The sequence below is a fragment of the Vibrio sp. Makdt genome (genome assembly GCF_027587015.1).
GTDB classification, from domain to species: Bacteria; Pseudomonadota; Gammaproteobacteria; order Enterobacterales; family Vibrionaceae; genus Vibrio; species Vibrio chagasii_B.
The window spans coordinates 115,070-136,702 of sequence record NZ_JAPPTH010000006.1; the positions used below are offsets into that span (position 1 = coordinate 115,070).

A 21,633-nucleotide genomic window follows, 5' to 3' on the forward strand; every position below is an offset into this window, starting at 1 on the left:
GAACAAGGAGGTGACGCGGAGTTTACAAGTGTAAATGAGCATCGCCGACGCAGTTATCAGCCTTTACAGCAAAGCATCAATTAATTTTACCGTGACACTGTTTGTATTTTTTACCGCTACCACATGGGCAAGGCTCGTTACGGCCAACTTTACGCTCATCACGAACTACAGTTTGTGGCGACGCTGCTTCTGCTTCATCATCACCTAGTTGGTTTTCTGCTGTTGCGTGTTGCGCTTGTGCACGACGCGCTGCTTCTTCAGCTTGAGCTTGACGCTGCGCTTCCATCTTTTCTACTTCTTCTTGTTGCTGAACGCGAACTTTCGAAAGGATAGTAATAACGTCTGACTTCAGTACATCCAGTAAACCTTCAAACAGTTCAAACGACTCGCGCTTGTACTCTTGTTTCGGATTCTTCTGAGCGTAACCACGTAGGTGGATACCTTGACGAAGGTGATCCATCGCAGCCAAGTGCTCTTTCCATAGACCATCTAGCGTTTGCAGCATTACAGACTTCTCGAAGTTGCGTAGCACTTGTGCACCAACCACTTCTTCTTTCTGTTTGTAAGCATCAACAGCCATGCCTAGGATGCGTTCACGTAGTGCTTCTTCGTAAAGCTTGTCGTCTTCGTCCAACCAGCCTTGAATATCAAAGTCTAGGTCGAAGTCGTTCTTCAGACGATCTTGTAGACCAGCGATGTCCCACATATCTTCTAGCGATTGCGGAGCAATGTACTCATCGATAACCGACGTAAACACGTCTTCACGGTTATGCTCAATCATTTCGCTGATGTCGTCAGAGCCCATTAGCTCGTCACGCAGCTCGTAAACCACCTTACGTTGGTCATTGGCTACATCATCGTACTCTAGAAGTTGCTTACGGATATCGAAGTTACGGCCTTCAACTTTACGTTGTGCTTTTTCGATAGAGCGAGATAGCATCTTAGATTCGATCGCTTCACCTTCATCCATACCGCTCTGGATAAGACCAGCCATACGATCAGATGTGAAGATACGTAGTAGTGAGTCTTCCATTGATAGGTAGAAACGTGAAGAACCTGCATCACCTTGACGACCAGAACGACCACGTAGCTGGTTATCGATACGACGAGATTCGTGACGCTCTGTACCAATGATGTGTAGACCACCTGACTCTAGTACTTTGTCGTGAACCACTTTCCAATCCGCTTTGATCTTGTCGATCTGCTCTTGAGTTGGATTTTGTAGTTTCTCAACTTCAGACTGCCAGCTACCACCTAACACGATATCGGTACCACGACCGGCCATGTTAGTTGCAATGGTTACTGCACCAGGTGTACCTGCTTGCGCTACGATTTCCGCTTCTTTTTCGTGGAATTTCGCATTTAGTACGTTGTGCTTAATTTTTGCTTTTTTCAGTGCGTTAGACAGTAGCTCTGATTTCTCGATAGAAACCGTACCAACCAGTGATGGCTGACCTGCAGCAACACGGTCTTTAATGTCTTCAATGATCGCATTGAATTTGTCTTCTTCTGTACGATAAACCACATCTGGCATATCGTTACGAACCATAGGTTTGTTAGTTGGGATAACAACCGTTTCTAGGCCATAGATAGACTGGAATTCGAAAGCTTCAGTATCGGCTGTACCTGTCATACCTGACAGTTTCTCGTACAGACGGAAGAAGTTTTGGAAGGTAATCGAAGCTAGCGTTTGGTTTTCATTCTGAATCTTCACACCTTCTTTTGCTTCAACAGCTTGGTGTAAACCTTCAGACCAACGACGACCTGGCATTGTACGGCCAGTATGTTCATCAACGATAACCACTTCGCCTTCTTCAGTTACGATGTAGTCTACGTTCTTCTCAAACAATACGTGAGCACGCAACGCAGCATTAACATGGTGTAGTAGGCTGATGTTTGTTGGAGAGTAAAGCGTATCGCCCTCTTCCATCAGACCATTTTTCACCATTAGCTCTTCAACAAATTCTTGACCGTTTTCAGTCAGGTGAACCTGCTTAGATTTTTCGTCCATGGTGTAGTGACCTTCACCACGGTACTCTTCAGAATCTTCTTTATCTTGACGCTCAAGATGAGGAATCAATGTGTTAATACGCGTGTAAAGATCTGAGCTATCTTCAGCCGGGCCAGAGATAATAAGAGGTGTACGCGCTTCATCGATTAAGATTGAGTCAACCTCATCGACTACAGCAAAGAAGCGTTCGCGTTGAACACGGTCTTCAGCACGGAAAGCCATGTTGTCACGTAGGTAATCGAAACCAAACTCGTTGTTTGTTCCGTATAGGATATCCGCTTGGTATGCTTCTTTTTTCTCTGGTGGAGCCATGTTTGGCACGTTCACGCCAACAGTCATACCAAGGAATTCAAATAATGGGCGGTTAGTTTCCGCATCACGCTTAGCTAGGTAGTCGTTCACCGTTACTACGTGAACACCTTTACTAGGTAGGGCGTTAAGATAAGCAGGTAGAGTTGCTGTAAGAGTCTTACCCTCACCAGTACGCATCTCTGCAATTTGGCCAGCATTTAGAACCATGCCACCAATCATTTGCACGTCAAAGTGACGCATGCCGTAAACACGCTTAGACGCTTCACGTACCGTAGCAAATGCTTCAGGTAGGAGTTGGTCTAGCGATTCACCTTTGTCTAAGCGCTCACGAAACTCAACAGTTTTCGCTTTTAGCTCTTCGTCAGAAAGCGCTTCAAACGTTGGCTCGTAGTTATTAATTTCTTTTACAATTTTTCTAAGGCGGCGCAGTGTTCTGTCATTGCGACTGCCAATTACCTTTGTCAGCAGCTTAGTAATCATGTGCTTGGAATCTCTTCGTTCTCAGATCGTCCGCGATCTATTTTAAATGCCGTCAGTCTCTACTAGCGATGAACCAGTCTTCAGTTACTAACCAAGGATACTGAGATAAATCTAGTATTTCTGATATTGTACTTGAGAGTAGAGTTTTCAAGGCTTGAGTTAAAATTAATGCCCCTTAGTGTAAGTAATTTTCACACCAACGACCATTTATAACCCCATTTGTTTGATGTGCTTGGAACTTTTCTTTCTAATTGCTGATGGATTAGCCAGACTGGCGACCATTAGTCGATGACTTTCGGATGTTGATGACACTGTATCTGGAAAATAGATACAAAAAAACCAGGCCGATAGCCTGGTTTTCGAAATCTTACATTGTTGAAAACAACAATTACGCTAGAACCATTCCTGGTTCAGCAAAAGCCACTGGCGAGCCAGCTTCTTCTTCGAATGTTGCCCATTCCCAAGCTTCTGCGTCAGCAAGCACTGCACGTAGTAGTTGGTTGTTTAGGCCGTGACCTGATTTGTATGCACGGAATTCACCGATAATAGCGTGTCCACACATATAAAGGTCACCAATCGCATCTAGCACTTTATGAGTTACAAACTCATTGTCAAAACGTAGACCTTCTTCATTAAGAATTCGGTATTCGTCTAGTACGATTGCACAGTCAAAGCTACCACCCAAACACAAGTTTTGTGATTGAAGGTATTCGATATCACGCATGAAGCCGAAAGTACGAGCTCGAGAGATCTCTTTCACAAAGCCTTGAGAAGAGAAATCAAACAATAGATGCTGTTCGTCAGACTCAATTGCAGGGTGGTTGAACTCGATTTCAAAGTCCATACGGAAGCCGTTAAATGGAACAAACTCTGCCCACTTATCGCCATCTTCGAAACGAACTGGCTTTTTGATGCGAATGAAACGTTTTGGTGCATTCAGCGTTTCAACACCCGCTTGCTGTAGCAAGTATACGAATGGGCTTGCGCTGCCATCCATAATTGGGATCTCTGGTGCATCTACTTCAACAATAATGTTGTCGATGCCCATGCCCGCTAAAGCCGCGTTAAGGTGTTCCACTGTAGAAATACGTACGCCTTCGTCATTTACAAGAGCAGTACATAACATAGTGTCACGAACTGATGCTGGATCAGCTGGAAAATCTACAGGTGGATTTACATCAGTACGACGGTAAACAATACCTGTATTTGCAGCTGCCGGGCGAAGAGTAAGTGTGACTTTACGACCAGAGTGGAGACCCACACCAGTTGTTTTCACAATTTCTTTCAGAGTACGTTGTCTGATCATCTGCTTGCCTCGTTATCAGTGCTACAAATCACGGTCAGTATTTACCGACCGCGAATTTTACCATTAATTCGACGATAGTCAAATTTTGGGTAATTGTTAATCAGCCTGACGTCGTAAGAATGCTGGAATATCTAAGTATCCGCTCTCTTTCTCAGCCTTAGGTGCTGCACTTTGGCTAGCGCCTGTACCTGAAGAAACAGGCGACGTTGTTGGCTGCGGCTTAACTTGAGGTTTTACCTCAGTTTTTTCTTGCAATGGTTGTGCCACTTTCTCTTCCACTTTTGGTGCAGCTTGTGCCGCTACTTGTGGTTGAGGAGTTGCTGCAACCTTAGCTTTACCACCAGCAACTAGTGTAATGTCTGGTTTTCTCTCTGTACCGATACCTGTTGCAACAACAGTTACACGGATTTCGTCCGTCATATCAGGGTCTAGAGAAGTACCAATCACAACAGTTGCGTTATCAGAAGCGAATGCCTTAACTGTGTTACCTACTGTTTCGAACTCATCTAGACGCATATCTAGGCCTGCTGTGATGTTCACAAGAACGCCACGCGCACCAGCTAGGTCGATGTCTTCTAGTAGTGGGCTAGAAATTGCCGTTTCAGCAGCTTCTTCAGCACGGTCTTCACCTTTCGCGATACCGCTACCCATCATTGCATGACCCATTTCCGACATTACGGTGCGAACGTCCGCGAAGTCGACGTTGATCATACCAGGGCGAGTAATTAGCTCAGCGATACCTTGTACAGCGTTTTTAAGTACATCATTTGCACTTGCGAAAGCTTCTAGCAGTGTAACGCCACGGCCTAGTACTTTAAGTAGCTTTTCATTTGGAATCGTAATTAATGAATCCACATGTTTAGAAAGCTCTTCGATACCTTGCTCAGCAAACGCTAGACGCTTTTTGCCTTCAAAGCTAAATGGCTTAGTTACAACAGCAACGGTTAGCACACCCAGCTCTTTCGCAACTTCAGCAATAACTGGAGCAGCACCTGTACCAGTACCACCGCCCATACCAGCTGCGATAAATACCATATCGGCGCCAGTTAGAACTTCTTTAATTCTTTCTCGATCTTCGAGAGCTGCATCACGGCCTACTTGTGGATTTGCACCAGCACCAAGACCTTTAGTGATATCACCACCAATTTGGATCACGCTGCTCACGCTTGTTTTACGAAGTGCTTGTGCATCAGTATTAACACTGATGAATTCTACGCCTTCGATTGATTCACGTACCATGTGCTCAACAGCGTTACCGCCACCGCCACCAACTCCAACGACTTTAATTACTGCATCGTCAGACATTTCCATCATCGGTTCAAACATGTGTTATCTCCGTTTTTTCCTGCAACTCAGGTTAAAACTCTTTTTGTATCCAATTACGCAATTTACCAAATAAACCAGACATCGAAGGTGCTGAACGCTTAGGTTCGCTGTAATCACCTTCATCACTGATCTGACAATCTCTTGCGTAATGAAGTAAACCAACCGCCGTAGAATGATACGGCTCTTTAACATAATCAGTTAAGCCACTAACTTCTAATGGCTTACCAACTCGAACTTGATTGCGGAAAACACGTTCCGCACACTCTACCAATCCGTCAATTTGTGCCGCTCCACCAGTGAGGACGACGCCAGCTGCAAGGTGGTGTTTAATACCTTCGTCTCGTAGCTGTAATTGAACCGTATCGATAGTTTGGTTAACGAGGCCCATAAGTTCAGTGTAACGTGGTTCAATCACTTCCGACAAAGTTTGTCGTTGCAAACTTCTTGACGGGCGACCACCAACACTTGGGACGTTAACAGAGTCATCCTTGCTAACGAGTTCACTCAGAGCGCAACCATGGTTTACTTTTATCTCTTCAGCATCGCTCACTGGCGTACCGAAAGCGAAGGCAATATCACTGGTTACTGCATTTCCTGCATAGGAAAAGACTTCTGTGTGTCGTAGCGCGCCGCCAGTCCAAATGGAAATATCCATTGTACCCGCACCGATATCAACCACACACACTCCGAGCTCTCTCTCGTCTTCAGTAATTACCGCATTACTTGAGGCAAGTCCTGAAAACACGATTTGTTCTACTGTGAGACCACATCGTTCAACAGCTTTAATAATGTTTCTCGCCATGTCGCTATGGCAAGAAATTAGATGAACGCTCACTTCCATTCGAACACCAGACAGACCAAGTGGGTTCTTAATCCCTTCTTGATAATCAATGGTAAATTCTTGTGGGATCACGTGCAGAATTCTCTGCTCTTCACCTATTTTAATTGATTTCGCAGTATGGATCGCTCGATCCATATCGTCTTGAGACACCTCTTCATCAGAGATAGTGCCCATGCCTTTTTCAATTCGGCTTGCGATATGTTTGCCTGATAGCGAGATAAACACATTGCTGATTTGGCATTCCGCCATCAACTCTGCTTGATCAATTGCTCGCTGAACTGACTTAACTACCGACTCTAGGTCGTTCACACCACCTTTATCCATACCTCTGGATGGGCTTTGCCCAGAGCCAATGATATTGATTTGACCATCAGGCAGTATTTCACCAACCAGAGCTGATATGGTCGCAGTGCCTATATCAAGACCAACGATTATGTTGTCATCTGCGGTCTTAGTCATCTGTGCTCTCTTCTAACTCTTGCTCTGGAAACCAGCCTACAGCGGCTCCCGTATCATACCTGAGGTCGATGTAGCTCACTTGATTCGCCTTACTACCGAGTTCGTTGTAAAGCGAAATGAAGCGTTCAACACGCTCATCTAAAGAATCTTTACCTAGTTCTAAACGGATACCGTTATCTAGGATTATTTGCCAAGCGCGACGTTCGTTGAGAACAAGTGAGGTAACCGTTAACCCTAGACTGTTAATCAAAGGGGTTATCTTTCTCCACTTTTCGATCACTTCTTGGCTGGTGCCATCTGGGCCGTAAAGCTTAACTCTATCGCCTTTCAGAAGGCCGATATCGCCATTAAACACCTGACCATCATCATTCAACAGCATGTTGCCGTTCCAGATTGCTGCAGCATGATACTCAGTCAAAAATACTTTTATTGTGTCTGGCCACTGCTTACGAATAGAGACAACAGACACCCAAGGCAATGCTTCTAAACTGTCTTGCAACACACCAATGTCTTGTGACATGAATGTACCAATATGCTCGAGTCTTCCAAAAGCATGTTGAACATCACCAGCGGTTACATAAGTTAAGTCACCTTGAATGACTATTTTGGAGAGAGGCAATCGTTGATCGTCCCACATCCAAGTCAGTGTGGTGTAGAAAAGAAACCCAATGAATAGCAATACCATGACAAAAAAGGACCCGCCTAGGGCGTGTTTCTTTAACGATGGTAAACTGAATAGGTGGCGGTTTTCGCTAAAAGTACTTTCTACCAAAGCCCGCTTTCCCTGTCGTTGGTTCGCAATTCTATTCCCTATCTTCGTAATAGAGGTAAAAGCACTTACTTTAACCTATGAATTATACTGAGCAAAATCAAACTATCAAACGTTGATAATAAGATTTTTGGTCAATTTTAGGTCAATCGCAAGAAGTGAGCGATTGACCACAGTATGTAGACAGTATTCTGCTACACGTTCTGCATTTTATTAATGTCTAACTGTAACGATTCTAGTTGCTTAGCAACGCGGCCAACATCGCCTGCACCCTGCGTCAATACAAGGTCGCCGCCTTGAATCACGTTAGCTAAAACCGATGGCAGCGTGTTGATATCAGCAACAAAGATTGGGTCAATCTTACCACGCCCGCGAATAGTTCGACTTAATGAGCGCCCGTCTGCACCTGCAATAGGTTTCTCACCCGCAGAATAAACATCCAATAAGATTAAGACATCAACCTGCTCAAGAACGTTCGCAAAATCATCATATAAATCACGTGTTCGGCTGTAGCGGTGCGGCTGGAAAATCATCACGAGACGCTTATCAGCCCAACCACTTCGAGCTGCCTGAATCGTTACATCAACTTCGGTTGGGTGATGACCATAATCATCAACCAGCATTGCAACACCATTACCCGTCTCGTACTCACCAAGATGGTCGAAACGACGCCCAGTACCTTCGGTACCTGCCATCGCTTTTAGGATCGCTTCATCGCTGATGTCATCTTCCGTTGCCACTGCAATCGCCGCAGAGGCATTCAGTGCATTGTGACGACCTGGAATGTTCAACGTGATATCCAGATTAGCTTTACCTTCACGTACAACCGTGAACTTGCCTTGCTGGCCTTCTTGTACGTAGTTTTCAATACGGATGTCCGCATCTTCTGAGAAACCGTAAGTGATCACTTGGCGGCTAACCTGAGGAATAAGCTCACGAACAACAGGATCATCCACACACATCACAGCCTGACCGTAGAATGGCAGGTTGTGTAAGAAATCGATAAACGTCTGCTTTAGTGTTTCGAAGTCACCGCCATAGGTATCCATGTGATCCGCTTCGATATTGGTTACGATACTCACCATAGGTTGCAAGTGTAAGAATGATGCATCACTCTCATCAGCTTCAGCAATCAAGATACGGCTCGAACCTAAGCGTGCATTAGTACCTGCACTTTTCACTAAACCACCGTTTACAAACGTTGGATCTAAACCTGCTTCAGAGTAAATCTGTGTAACCAAAGCAGTCGTAGTTGTCTTACCGTGCGTACCTGCCACAGCAATACCGTGACGAAAACGCATCAGCTCAGCCAGCATTTCTGCACGACGAACGATAGGCGTACGCGCTTCACGAGCGGCAATAATCTCTGGGTTCTCTTCGTTGATAGCGGTTGATACCACCACGACACTTGCATCAGCAACGTTACTCGCCTGGTGGCCAATGTAAACGGTCGCACCCTTGCTAACTAAACGCTCTGTCACTGGATTTTGAGCGATATCAGAACCAGTGATCTGGTAGCCTTCATTAAGCAAGACTTCAGCAATCCCGCTCATTCCAGCACCACCAATACCAATGAAGTGGATAGATTTAACACGGCGCATCTCTGGCACCATTGCACGGATTTGCGCTAAGTCTTGGGTATGTTCAATCGTCATCAATTCAGTCTCATTATTTTGCTAAAGCTTTAATCGCTTCAGCGACAGTAACGTCGGCATCAAGCTTGGCTGCTTGACGCGCTTTTGTTGCCATCATTTTTAATTCATTTCTATCAAGCTCAGCGATGGTGTTCGCTAGCTTTTCAGCCGTCAGTTGTGGCTGTTCAATCATTAACGCCGCACCACATTCAACTAAATGATCGGCATTCAGTGCTTGCTGTCTGTCTTTGTGCATAAACGGAACAAAAATTGAACCGACACCTGCCGCGGATACTTCCGATACGGTTAACGCACCTGAGCGACACACTAATAGATCCGCCCACTCATAGGCTTGCGCCACATCATCAATAAATTCAGTTACTTGAACATTATCTACAGAATGTGATTTGTATTGTTCAATCACTTGCTGTTGATTGTTCTTACCCGCTTGGTGCATCACTGTGAAGCCTTCTCCAAGCTGTGCCATCGCTACAGGCAAAGTATCATTGAGGATTTTTGCCCCTTGGCTGCCACCCATCACCAAAATACGGATATCGCCATCACGCTCAGCCATGCGCTGTTCTGGCTCCGGCAAAGCAACCACATCCTCACGAACTGGGTTCCCCACTACCTCTGCTGTTGGAAACGCTCCAGGGAAGGCTTGAAAAACCTTTTTCGCAATCTTAGATAGCCACTGGTTAGTTAGACCCGCCACTGCATTTTGTTCATGCAAAACCACAGGAATGCCTGATAACCATGCCGCAATGCCACCAGGACCACTCACATAACCACCCATGCCAAGCACGACATCTGGCTGCCATGCTTTAATGTGCTGCCTTGCTTGAAGTATGGCATTAATAATTTGGAATGGGGCTTTAATTAGCTTGCTAATGCCTTGACCACGCAGGCCTTTCACCTTGATGAAGTCGATTTCAATACCGTGTTTTGGCACTAAATCCGCTTCCATTCTGTCTGCTGTGCCTAACCAGCGAATTTCCCAACCTTGCTGTTGAAGCTTTTTAGCCACCGCTAGCCCTGGGAAAACGTGACCGCCAGTACCACCAGCCATCACTAAAAGTTTTTTGTTTTGTTTCATCGCTTTAGATTCTTATTCTACTAATTCGTTTTGACTATCAGCTTGTTCTTTTTGTTGCATTCGGCATTCGTGGTCAATGCGCAGCAGCATTGATACCGCCACAGACATAACAATTAAACTTGAACCACCGTAACTGATTAGCGGGAGGGTTAGACCTTTGGTCGGAACGATGCCAGATGCGGCACCTACGTTAACAAGCGTCTGAAACGCAAACCAAATACCAATACCAAAAGCCAGATAGCCACTGAACACTTGATCATGTTCAAAGGCTTTTTTGCCGATAAGAATGGCTTTTAACACCAAGCTGAAGATCAACATTAATACTAAGGTCACACCGACAAAGCCAAGTTCTTCAGCCAAGACCGCAAATACAAAATCGGTATGCGCTTCTGGTAAGTATTCGAGTTTTTGAATCGAGTTACCAAGCCCTTGCCCCATCCAATCACCACGGCCGAACGCCATCAATGATTGAGTTAATTGGTAGCCGCTACCAAATGGATCATTCCATGGTTCCCAGAATGAAGTCACACGTCGAACACGGTAAGGTTCTATGACAATCAAACCAACGACGGCAGCAATACCAGCGACCATCAAGGCAATAAACTGTGACAGTTTGGCACCAGCAATGAACAGCATACCAAACAGGGTCACCAACATTACAACTACGGTACCTAAGTCGGGTTGACCAAGTAGCAAGACGGCAAAAGCACCAAACACCATGATGGGTTTTGCAAAACCACCGAAGAAGGTTTTTCTCACTTCGTCTTGCTTACGAACCAAGTAGCCCGCCATAAAGATAAACAAGGAAAGCTTAGCGACCTCGGCAGGCTGTAAGTTGAATAGCCCAAGAGGAATCCAGCGAGAGGCACCGTTAACTGACTTACCGACGGCTAATACTACGACCAGCAAGAAGAAGGATAAGCCCAACAGGTACATGCTGTATTGAAACCAGCGCTTCATCGGGATTTGCAATATCACACTGGATACACCCAGTGCGAGCAACAGGAAAATCGCGTGGCGGAACATAAAGTGAAACGGCTGATCGGTTAAACGAGCACTGATGGGGAACGAAGCAGACGTCACCATCACCAAACCTGTCAGCATTAGCCCAAGAGCAATCCACACCAATTGACGATCGTAAAGCGCCTCGGGAGTAGCACGGTTTAGCCACTGCCAGATGGATTGATTAATCTCTTTGACTCTTTGCACTGAATGTTAGTCCTTCAACACGTTAAGCATACTCATGAGCAAGCTCAGTGAACGCATCACCTCTTGCCATGAAATTATTAAATTGATCGAAGCTTGCGCACGCCGGAGACAGCATCACCATATCTCCAGCCACCAGTTGTGGCGAGATGGATTCGATTATCTGCTGCATAGTGTCGAACTTTTGTGCCGATGGGTGCAGAGGCATGAATTGATCTGCATCTTCACCGAAACAACACAGCTGAACACGCTCGAGTTGCGCCAATACTGGTTCAAGCTCACTAAAGTCAGCACCTTTACCAACGCCGCCAACCAAAAGGTATAACGTACCTTGATACTCCAACCCAGACAGGGCTGCCAATGTGCTGGCTACATTCGTTGCTTTGGAGTCATTAACCCATTTGATTTCGCGCTTGTCAGCCACGACTTGGCAACGATGCGTCAAACCGTTATAGGCCTTCAAAGCCTCAAGGCTCTTGTTGTAGTCGATACCAACTTGCTTCAATAGTGCAAGTGAGACTAACGCATTCGCCACATTGTGACGTCCAACCAATGTTAAACCTTGGGTAGCAAGGACAGGTTTACCGTGATCGACTAGCCACTCAGTACTATCAATCATTGATACACCAAACTCTTGGTTATCTAGGCCAAAAGTCAACAATGGCACTGTCTGGTCAGGATAAGTCTCTTTGTCTTCACGATTAACAATCGCACACTGCGCGTTATTAAAGATTCTTAACTTGGCCTCACGGTAATCAGCCATGCCTTGATAGCGATCCATATGATCTTCAGACAGATTTAAGAATGCCGCAGCGGCAAGTTTTAAATTCGATGTAGTTTCTAGCTGAAAACTTGAAAGTTCAAGGACATATAAATCCGCATCAAGTTCTAGAAGGTCTAGGGCAGGAATGCCAATATTGCCGCCAACGCCAACATTAAGCCCAGCAGCCTTAGCAAGCACACCAGTCAGATCCGTCACGGTACTCTTGCCGTTTGAACCAGTAATCGCCACAACAGGCTTATCTACAGCCCAACCAAACAGCTCGATGTCACCAACGACAGGCGTACCCGCTTGAAGCACATCTTGAATTTCTGGCGTCGCTAGAGCAATGCCTGGGTTAGCAACCACCAGATCAGCCTCAGCTAACCATTGGCCATTCCAGCTTCCAGAATGCAGCTCTACCGACTCAGGCAAAGATTCCTTTCCTGGCGGTAGCTCTCGCGTATCAATGACCTTCACATGCGTATGAGGTTGATATTTTACGAGATGTTTAACGACAGAGAGCCCGGTAATACCGAGCCCCACAACCACTACATTTTGAATATTTTGCCAACGTTCCATTTAAACAAGATGCTCTTAATAGTTTTAAAGAGCCTCTAATACAGAGGCTCGCATAGGATTAACGAACTTTCAGTGTCGCTAGGCCAATCAGTACCAATACCATTGAGATGATCCAAAAGCGCACGATAACACGCGGTTCTGGCCAGCCTTTCAGCTCATAGTGGTGGTGAATCGGTGCCATACGGAAAATACGCTGGCCACGCAATTTGTAAGAGCCCACCTGCAGGATTACTGACAAGGTCTCCATTACAAACACACCACCCATGATCACTAGTACCAACTCTTGACGAACGAGTACCGCAATCACACCTAACGCACCACCCAGTGCTAGAGAGCCAACATCGCCCATGAATACTTGTGCTGGGTAAGTGTTAAACCATAGGAAGCCAAGGCCTGCACCAACGATAGCAGTACATACCACAACCAGTTCAGAGGTGTATGGGATGTATGGAATGTGTAGGTATGCTGCAAAGTTAACGTTACCTGTCGCCCAAGCGATAACAGCAAAACCCGCTGCAACCATAACCGTTGGCATAATCGCCAAGCCATCTAGGCCATCAGTTAGGTTTACCGCGTTACTGGTACCCACAATAACAAAGTAAGTTAGAACAATGTACAGTAAACCAAGTTGTGGCATCACATCTTTAAAGAAAGGCACCACTAATTGTGTTGCTGCAGTGTCTTGCCCGTGAGCATACAGAGCAAATGCCACTACCAAAGCAATCGCCGACTGCCAAAAGTACTTCCAACGAGCAATCAGACCATCAGTGTTCTTACGAACAACTTTACGATAATCATCAACAAAACCAACTGCACCGTAACCGCCTAGCACGACAAGCACCGCCCAAACGTAAGGGTTTGATAAGTCAGCCCAAAGCAAGACTGTAATAATGATCGCAGCAAGGATCATCACACCACCCATAGTTGGTGTGCCACGCTTACTAAAGTGAGACTCTGGGCCGTCGTTACGAACAACTTGGCCAATTTGCAGCATTTGCAGACGCTCAATTAAACGAGGTCCCATCCACAGCGACAGACATAAAGCCGTCAAAATGCTCGCGATTGCACGAAACGATAAGTATTCGAACAAACGGAAAAAAGAAAAGTGTGGCTGTAGTAGCTCTGCAAGCCAAATTATCATGAAAAGTTCTCCTTTAAAGCAGCGGCTATTTTACTCATTCCTGCACTATTGGCGCCTTTTACCAACAAGGTATGTGGCGCGTTTTCTGGCAAGCTCAAGTGCTGCTCTATGTGCGCGATCATCGCTTCATGCGTTGCAAAGTGAGTGCCGTTACACACTTCACTAATCACCTTGGTATCATCACCGTAAGTGAGTACATGCTCAAAAGCGAATGGGGCAGCATATTCACCGACTTGACGGTGAAGTGCAAGGCTTTCATCGCCTAATTCAGCCATATTGCCTAAAATCAACCAGCGCTGACCTTTGAAGCTCGACAGCAATTTAGCTGCAGCCTTCATTGCCGGTACGCTGGCGTTGTAACTGTCATCTATCAGCTTGATATTCTGACTTAATTGTTGAACCTCAACTCGGCCTTTAACTGAGATAAGATTCGCTAAACCGCTTTTAATTTCTGCAAGCGTGGCACCGAATTGAATGCTCAGTGCAGCTGCCGCTAATGCGTTTGCTACATTGTGCTGACCAATAATGCCAAGTTCGACATCGATGGCACCTTGCGGGGTCTGCATATCAAAGCAAGCTTCACCCTGCTCGTTGATGCGAATATTCGTCGCAAAGTAATCCGCCGTGTCATCACTTTCAGAAAAGGTCAGTACGTTTTTGTCTGCAAGGACATCTTTCCAGAAGTCACCACCATTGCTCTCTAGGTTAACAATAGCAGTATCACCAGTAGCAAGCCCCTGAAAAATTTCGCCTTTCGCTTGCTTCACACCATCGATAGAGCCAAAACCTTCTAAGTGTGCCGCCGCGACATTGTTCACCAAAGCAACCTGTGGTTTCACAAGCTGGGTAGTGTAAGCAATTTCACCGATGTGATTGGCGCCTAGTTCGATCACTGCGTAGTCATCGCTTGACTCACTACGCAGCAGGGTTAACGGTACCCCAATATCATTATTGAAGTTGCCTGCTGTAAACAGCACCTTGCCACGTTGCTGCAAAATGCTCGCAACCATCTCTTTTACAGTTGTCTTGCCGCAGCTGCCTGTAATCGCCATAGTTGGAACGTTACATTGCTCATGAATCCAAGCACTTAGCTGACCTAAAGCAAGTTTAGTGTCTTCAACAACAACTTGAGTAATATTTAGGTCAAGTTTTCGTTGAACTAATAACGCACTCGCATTGGCCTCAACAGCCTGACCGCAAAAATCATGCGCATCAAAACGTTCACCTACGAGAGCAACAAACAGCGCACCTTGTTCAACGGTGCGAGTGTCGGTAGAAACCGCATTGATCAAACTATTGCTCGATTTGCCAGCCTCTATCAGCTGACCGTTCACCGCTGAGCAGATCTGCTCGAGTGATACATCAATCATTATGAAATACCTAAAAGTTGTAGCGCAGACTCTCGATCCGAATAGTGGATCGTTTTGTCTTTCAATACTTGGTAATCCTCATGGCCTTTACCTGCCAGAAGAATAATGTCGTTATTACCCGCATGCTCTAGAGCAAACTTAACCGCCTGAAAGCGATCGTGTTCAACAAAGGCGACTTCAGGCTCACTTAAACCTGCCAGCATGTCTTTAACAATCAATGCCGGATCTTCGCTGCGAGGATTGTCATCTGAAATAATAATTTTGTCGGCGAACTGCTCTGCGGTCACCGCCATCATAGGGCGCTTGCCGGTATCTCGATCACCACCGCAGCCAAAGATTGCCCATAGCTTTCCAGAGCAGTGAACTCGTAGTGCTGCTAATGCTTTCTCTAGTGCGTCTGGTGTATGCGCATAATCAACCACTACTTTGGCTTTGTTTGGTACTTGGAACAATTCCATGCGACCAATAACCGGTTGCAGTTGAGGTGCTGTGTCGATCAAGGTTTGCTTGTCGATGCCTAGTGAAAGTAATGTCGCGAAAGCAACCAATACATTTGATGCGTTGAACTGGCCAATTAAAGGAACAGACAGTTGTCCCTGCCCCCAGCTACCATCAAAAGCGAGTTTGATACCTGTCTCTGCATAAGCAACATCCGATGCCCATACTGACTGCTGGTAGCCCGATAACGGAAGTAATGAAACCGCTACTGCATTAGACAGATCTGCCATCCAAGCTTTACCGACTTCATCGTCGACATTAATCACAGCGTGCTTACACTTGTGCTGAGTAAACAAGCTCTTCTTAGCTAGAGCGTACTCTTCCATCGTGCCGTGGTAATCCAAGTGGTCACGGCTCAAGTTGGTAAATACACCAACCTCAAAGTTCAACGCCTTAACTCGACCTTGAACCAAACCATGAGACGAGATTTCCATCGCGGTATAAGCAGCGTTTTCTTCAGCCAACTCACTCAGTGTACGTTGTATTTCAATCGCACTACCGGTCGTATTAGCCGCCGTTTTAAGGTTGTCTAGAAAGCCATTACCCGTTGTGCCCATTACCGCAGAGCATTGGCCGACTAGGTCTAGCCACTGGGCAATCAATTGAGTGATGGTGGTTTTTCCATTGGTGCCAGTAACGCCAATAAGCTTGGTTGCTTGAGAAGAGTAAACTCGACCTGCCAGTTCTGAGAGGATTACATTCAGCTCAGATACATAAATCACTGGCACTGCATCTAACCATTCAACCGAGCCGTGCACTTTGTCATCGCTGGCTTGTGCAACAACCGCCTTTGCGCCCTGAGCAACGGCTTTGTCGATAAAGCGACGACCATCGACAGCATGCCCTACAATGGCAACAAAGATATCACCGTCCTTGATGGTACGACTGTCTAGCTCCAATTGCTCAACCGCAATCGACGCTAACTCGGGAGCACTAAAATCTCCCCAAGGAGAAAGTAAAGATGACAGCGTGAGGCTATTACTCATATTGAATCCTGATTAGATCTATTCTTGAAACTTGTTTTCATCAGCAGGGACATTCAGTATTTGCAGTGCGCCCTTCATGATTTCAGAAAAAACAGGGGCTGCGACCGAGCCGCCATAGTAAAGGTCACCTTGAGGTTCATTGATCATCACAACCAAAGAGACTCTCGGGTCACTCACTGGAGCAACACCAGCGGTATAGGCGAAGTACTCGTCTCCATAACCACCGGAAATCGCTTTTCTAGATGTACCTGTTTTTGCTGCTACTCGGTAACCCGGCACGGCAGCTCTTGTCGCTGTACCGCCCTTTTGGGTTACGCCTTCTAACATGTTCAAAACCAACTCAGCATTTTCGCGCTTGATGATCTGTTTTGAGAAATCTTGGTCGTTGCTTTTAACGATATGGATAGGCTCGTAAACACCGTGATTCGCTAACGTCGCATAGGCATGAGCCAATTGAAGCGGAGTAATCGCTAGGCCATAACCAAATGATAAGGTAGCAATTTCAAACTTAGACCAGCGTCGACGGTTAGGGAATATACCGGCAGTTTCACCGACTAGGTTCAGCCCAGACATCTCACCAAGGCCTACTGAACTGTACATACCCAGTAGCGCTTCAAGCGGCATATCCAGGGCTAATTTCGCCACACCGATGTTACTCGACTTCTTAAGGATTAACGCTAAATCTGCCTTACCAACTTTGGAAGTATCACGTACACGGCTACCACCGATTTGCATGATGCCGTTGCCCGTATCAATCACAGTATCAGCATCTGCGGTGCCATTTTCGAGAGCCGCTAGAACGACAAAAGGCTTAACCGTCGAACCTGGCTCAAAAGCATCGGTGATCACGCGGTTACGCATCTTAAAGCTTTGTAAGTCAGCACGATTGTTTGGGTTGTAAGACGGCGCGTTGACCATGGCCAAAACCGCTCCCGTTTTTACGTCTAATAAGATAGCAGAGCCAGACGTCGCCTTGTGATCGGCTACCGCCTGTTTAATCGCTCGATAAGCGATGGCTTGTAGGCGCTGATCGATGGTTAATTCGAGTGGTTTGCCTTCTTCACGCTCTTCTAGTGCAATGTTTTCCACTACTCGCCCGTAACGGTCTTTACGGATTGTACGTTTACCGGCTTCACCCGTTAGCCACTTATCGTAGCTGCGCTCAACACCCTCTAGCCCGTGTCCGTCAATTCCGGTCACACCTATCAGATGCGCACTGACTTCGCCGGCTGGGTAATAACGACGTGATTCTGCTTTAAGACCAATCCCCACCAGCTTTAAGTCGCGGATGTATTTCGCCATCGCGGGGCTAACTTGTCTTTGTAGGTAGATAAAACGACGAGATTTGTCACTGGAGATTTTGTTGATCATCGATTGTCGATCTAAGCCAAGTACATCAGCTAGCGCATACCAACGATCAATTTGGGCCATGCCATTTTTATCAAAGATGGTTTTCGGGTCAGCCCATACCGCCTCAACAGGCACACTGACGGCAAGTGGTTCGCCATTGCGGTCTGAGATAATCCCGCGGGCAGAAGGGATAGCCTTAACACGTACAGAACGAAGGTCGCCCTGACGAATTAAGTTATCTGGTTCAATAACTTGGATGTAAGCCACACGACCGACTAGTACAGAAAAGGCAACCAACACAAAAGCAATAACGACGTTGAAACGCCATTTAATCAGAATTGGATCCGAGTCCTTTTCGCTCTTCACTCGCTCTTTCGTTGGTTTCTTAACGGCTTTCGCGGGTGCTTTTTCCTTTTTTCCGGTCATTTCAGTGTGATCACAACTTCTTTGTCGGAGTCTGGACGTTTCATGTCTAGCTCTCGTTTTGCCGATGCTTGAACGCGGCTATGTTCAGCCAGAGCCGTCTCTTCAAGCATTAAATTTCGCCATTCATTATCAAGCTGTTCACGCTCACTCAATGCCATGTCTTTTTGCGTGATTGCTTGACGTGACATGTGTGTCGTGAGAACGACCCCCATCGCGCTCGCGAAGATACAGATAAGCAGCACCAATGGGACTTTACCCACGGAGATCAAATCAAAAAATATTATCTTGGCTAAGTTCGACTTGGAGGTCTTCATTGACTATAGCTTTTCTGCGATTCGTAATACTGAGCTACGTGAACGAGTGTTCTCATCCACTTCGCCTTTCGATGGTTTGATCGCTTTACCGACAGGCTTAAGATCAGCACTGCCTAGTGCTTTGATCTGCTCTTCCGTTAACGGAAGGCCGTGAGGTACTTGCGGGCCTTGGCTCTCTTTACGAATAAAGCGCTTCACCATACGGTCTTCAAGTGAGTGGAAGCTAATAACAGACAGGCGACCTTCTGGAGCAAGAATGCTTGCTGCGCCTTTTAGTGCCGTGTCGATCTCTTCCAGTTCACTGTTAATGTAGATACGGAATGCTTGGAACGCACGCGTTGCTGGGTGCTTTTTCTCTTTGAAGCTTTTTGGTGCTACATCAGAGATAAGCTTAGCTAACTGACCAGTGCGAGTTAGCGGCTCATTCTCTTCGTTTTCTTGATAAGCAATGATGCCTTTCGCGATACGACGAGCGTGCTTGTCTTCACCGAACTCACGAATCACCCAAGTGATGTCATCAAGATCTGCTTCTAGTAACCACTGAGATACCGGGATGCCCGAAGTTGGGTCCATACGCATATCCAGCGGGCCATCTTTCATGAAACTAAAGCCACGTTCAGCGTCATCAAGTTGCGGAGAAGAAACACCTAAATCCAGCAGAACGCCGTCTACTTTACCCACTAAATCATAACTCTCAGCGTACTCAGCCATACCAGAGAATGGGCCGTGGATGATAGTAAAGCGAGGGTCATCAATTTTTTGTGCTTCTGCAATCGCTTGTGGATCGCGGTCGATACTAAATAGTCGTCCATTCTCGCCCAGTTTAGACAGGATTGTACGGCTGTGACCACCACGGCCAAAAGTACCATCGATGTAGGTACCGTCAGGTTTGATCGCAAGTCCGTCAATAGATTCGTTAAGCAATACTGAAATATGTTTGAATGCTTCTGTCATAGTCTTCTCAGTGAGTGGATTGAGCCATTAGTTCGGCAATAATTTGTTCTGTTAACGTTTTAGTGTACTGATTTCACGCTGTATCTCCACCATATTGTGTACAGGCTTTGGGAATTTTTGACCCAAGCTCATACCAAGGTGACGGATTTTAAGGAAATCTAAATAATTTACGTCAATATAAAGCAAAAAACCCATCACTACCGTTAAGTAATGATGGGTTCTTAAAATGGGTGGAGTTGACACATACGCCGGGTTCTGTTCCGCTTGCGCGGCGGTAACCATTCGTCTAGGCCTGCAATCGCTCACAGGCTCAAGCAATCTACCCGCCCCCATACGCGAGCAACGCAATGTGAGGGCCTATTTGATCTTGCTCCGGGTGGAGTTTACCTTGCTACGAACTGTTACCAGTCGCACGGTGCGCTCTTACCGCACCCTTTCAGCCTTACCTGTGCCCCTTCCGAAGAAATAAGGCCATCGGCGGTCTTCTCTCTGCTGCACTTGTCGTGGGCTCGCGCCCCCCAGACGTTATCTGGCACCCTGCTCTATGGAGCCCGGACGTTCCTCCCCTCTGCCAGTCTCCCGAAGGACTTCAACGTCAGTTTCCCGAAGGACCTCAACGTCAGTCTCCCGAAGGACATCAGCAAAGCAGCGATTACCCGTTCAACTCCGAGGGCGGATTGTATAGAGATTAGTGTGCAGTGTCTAGCGAGATCACAAATATGGTGCAAACCAATGATTAACTGATGGGGAATTGACCATAAAGGGCTGATATGAATGACGAGGTTAGCGATACGAAAAGAGTGAGGAGCAGATGCGGGTGGCGAGATTCGAGATGAGAAAAGAACTAAGAGCGGACTAGAGTTCTGTGATGAGAGATACAGATAAAAGAGGCTCATTAGGGGCTCTTCTATCTGTATCAGCGTTAAATCACTATAGAAGCATTAGCTATCCAGGTGCTCTAGGCCCCATTTGTACAGTGCATTCTTTTTCAAGTTGTAGATTTCTGCTGTCATTGCCGCCGCTTTTTTAAGAGGCAGTTCTTTGGTCAGAATACCCAGCGTGCGAGTCGCTTCATCTGGTAGTTCAGTGCTCGCTTCTTCGCGGTGACCATGAATCAGTAATACCATCTCGCCGCGCTTGCGGTTCGCGTCCTCTTCAATCCACTCAATCAGCTCACCAAGAGGCAGGCCTTGAATGGTTTCGAAAGTCTTAGTTAACTCACGCGCCAACACAACTTCACGGTCAGGGCCTAAGATCTCAAGCATATCTTGTAGAGAGTCAGAAATGCGGTGCGGTGATTCGTAGAAGATGCACGTGCGCTCTGCTTTCGCTATCTCAAGGAACTTGTCTTTACGACCTTTACTCTTTGGTGGCAAGAAGCCTTCAAAGCTGAAACGATCCGATGGTAAACCTGACGCACTTAACGCGGTAATCACAGCACAAGCACCAGGAAGTGGCACAACTCTCACACCCGCTTGACGACATTGTGATACAAGATGGTAACCTGGATCACTGATTAAAGGTGTACCCGCATCAGAGACTAATGCGATAGACTGACCTTCTAATAGCTTTTCGACTAGAACTTGAGCTTTAGTTTGTTCATTATGATCATGTAAAGCGAACGTTCTGGTTGATATATTGAAGTGAGCAAGCAGCTTACCCGTGTGGCGTGTGTCTTCGGCTGCAATAACATCGACACTTGATAAGATTTCAATTGCTCTTTGAGTGATATCTCCCAAATTTCCGATTGGGGTTGGCACAATGTAGAGAGTTGGGCTCTCTGTGAGCAAGGTTTTGTTATCTGTCATTTGT

The 21,633-nt window shown here is 46.3% G+C and carries 16 protein-coding genes and 1 other RNA gene; all 17 read right to left on the reverse strand.

The features are described 5' to 3' along the window. Positions 1–76: 76 nt before the first annotated feature. Positions 77–2,803 (reverse strand): preprotein translocase subunit SecA, encoded by a 2,727-nt coding sequence (gene secA, locus OH460_RS09715; protein ID WP_239940428.1) that lies wholly within the window; start codon positions 2,801–2,803, stop codon positions 77–79. Between the two features lie 388 nt (positions 2,804–3,191). After that, on the reverse strand, positions 3,192–4,109 hold the full coding sequence (gene lpxC / locus OH460_RS09720) for a UDP-3-O-acyl-N-acetylglucosamine deacetylase (protein ID WP_004740735.1): 918 nt from the start codon (positions 4,107–4,109) through the stop codon (positions 3,192–3,194). Between the two features lie 96 nt (positions 4,110–4,205). Then, positions 4,206–5,435, reverse strand: coding sequence for a cell division protein FtsZ (gene ftsZ / locus OH460_RS09725; protein ID WP_061033376.1), 1,230 nt, complete (start codon positions 5,433–5,435; stop codon positions 4,206–4,208). Between the two features lie 31 nt (positions 5,436–5,466). Continuing rightward, the gene (gene ftsA, locus OH460_RS09730) at positions 5,467–6,735 is read right to left on the reverse strand and encodes a cell division protein FtsA (protein WP_004740737.1); all 1,269 of its coding nucleotides are present in this window, start codon (positions 6,733–6,735) and stop codon (positions 5,467–5,469) included. Continuing rightward, on the reverse strand, positions 6,728–7,420 hold the full coding sequence (locus OH460_RS09735; protein WP_008223698.1) for a cell division protein FtsQ/DivIB: 693 nt from the start codon (positions 7,418–7,420) through the stop codon (positions 6,728–6,730). Before OH460_RS09735 ends, ftsA begins: the two co-directional genes overlap by 8 nt. A gap of 278 nt (positions 7,421–7,698) precedes the next feature. Then, positions 7,699–9,159, reverse strand: coding sequence for a UDP-N-acetylmuramate--L-alanine ligase (murC, locus tag OH460_RS09740; protein ID WP_008223697.1), 1,461 nt, complete (start codon positions 9,157–9,159; stop codon positions 7,699–7,701). Positions 9,160–9,172: 13 nt separating this feature from the next. After that, complete coding sequence (murG, locus tag OH460_RS09745; protein ID WP_105058995.1) at positions 9,173–10,234, reverse strand: undecaprenyldiphospho-muramoylpentapeptide beta-N-acetylglucosaminyltransferase; 1,062 nt, start codon at positions 10,232–10,234, stop codon at positions 9,173–9,175. A 12-nt stretch (positions 10,235–10,246) separates the two neighbouring features. Further along, on the reverse strand, positions 10,247–11,443 hold the full coding sequence (gene ftsW, locus OH460_RS09750; RefSeq protein ID WP_061033378.1) for a cell division protein FtsW: 1,197 nt from the start codon (positions 11,441–11,443) through the stop codon (positions 10,247–10,249). Positions 11,444–11,465: 22 nt separating this feature from the next. After that, a complete protein-coding gene (gene murD / locus OH460_RS09755) occupies positions 11,466–12,782 on the reverse strand; it encodes a UDP-N-acetylmuramoyl-L-alanine--D-glutamate ligase (protein WP_269996951.1) in 1,317 nt (438 codons plus the stop codon). Between the two features lie 58 nt (positions 12,783–12,840). Beyond that, the gene (gene mraY, locus OH460_RS09760; protein WP_008223690.1) at positions 12,841–13,923 is read right to left on the reverse strand and encodes a phospho-N-acetylmuramoyl-pentapeptide-transferase; all 1,083 of its coding nucleotides are present in this window, start codon (positions 13,921–13,923) and stop codon (positions 12,841–12,843) included. After that, entirely contained in the window at positions 13,920–15,293 is a 1,374-nt protein-coding gene (locus OH460_RS09765) for a UDP-N-acetylmuramoyl-tripeptide--D-alanyl-D-alanine ligase (RefSeq protein WP_269996952.1), read from the reverse strand. The genes mraY and OH460_RS09765 overlap by 4 nt, the downstream gene beginning before the upstream one ends. After that, on the reverse strand, positions 15,293–16,777 hold the full coding sequence (murE, locus tag OH460_RS09770) for a UDP-N-acetylmuramoyl-L-alanyl-D-glutamate--2,6-diaminopimelate ligase (RefSeq protein WP_269996953.1): 1,485 nt from the start codon (positions 16,775–16,777) through the stop codon (positions 15,293–15,295). The genes OH460_RS09765 and murE overlap by 1 nt, the downstream gene beginning before the upstream one ends. An 18-nt stretch (positions 16,778–16,795) precedes the next feature. Beyond that, the gene (locus OH460_RS09775) at positions 16,796–18,553 is read right to left on the reverse strand and encodes a peptidoglycan glycosyltransferase FtsI (protein ID WP_008223684.1); all 1,758 of its coding nucleotides are present in this window, start codon (positions 18,551–18,553) and stop codon (positions 16,796–16,798) included. Then, complete coding sequence (gene ftsL, locus OH460_RS09780; protein WP_269996954.1) at positions 18,550–18,867, reverse strand: cell division protein FtsL; 318 nt, start codon at positions 18,865–18,867, stop codon at positions 18,550–18,552. The genes OH460_RS09775 and ftsL overlap by 4 nt, the downstream gene beginning before the upstream one ends. A gap of 3 nt (positions 18,868–18,870) precedes the next feature. Further along, the gene (gene rsmH / locus OH460_RS09785) at positions 18,871–19,821 is read right to left on the reverse strand and encodes a 16S rRNA (cytosine(1402)-N(4))-methyltransferase RsmH (protein ID WP_269996955.1); all 951 of its coding nucleotides are present in this window, start codon (positions 19,819–19,821) and stop codon (positions 18,871–18,873) included. Positions 19,822–20,049: 228 nt separating this feature from the next. After that, positions 20,050–20,489, reverse strand: an RNA gene (gene rnpB / locus OH460_RS09790) — RNase P RNA component class A. Positions 20,490–20,762: 273 nt separating this feature from the next. Continuing rightward, complete coding sequence (gene rsmI / locus OH460_RS09795) at positions 20,763–21,629, reverse strand: 16S rRNA (cytidine(1402)-2'-O)-methyltransferase (RefSeq protein WP_116870006.1); 867 nt, start codon at positions 21,627–21,629, stop codon at positions 20,763–20,765. Positions 21,630–21,633: the final 4 nt, after the last annotated feature.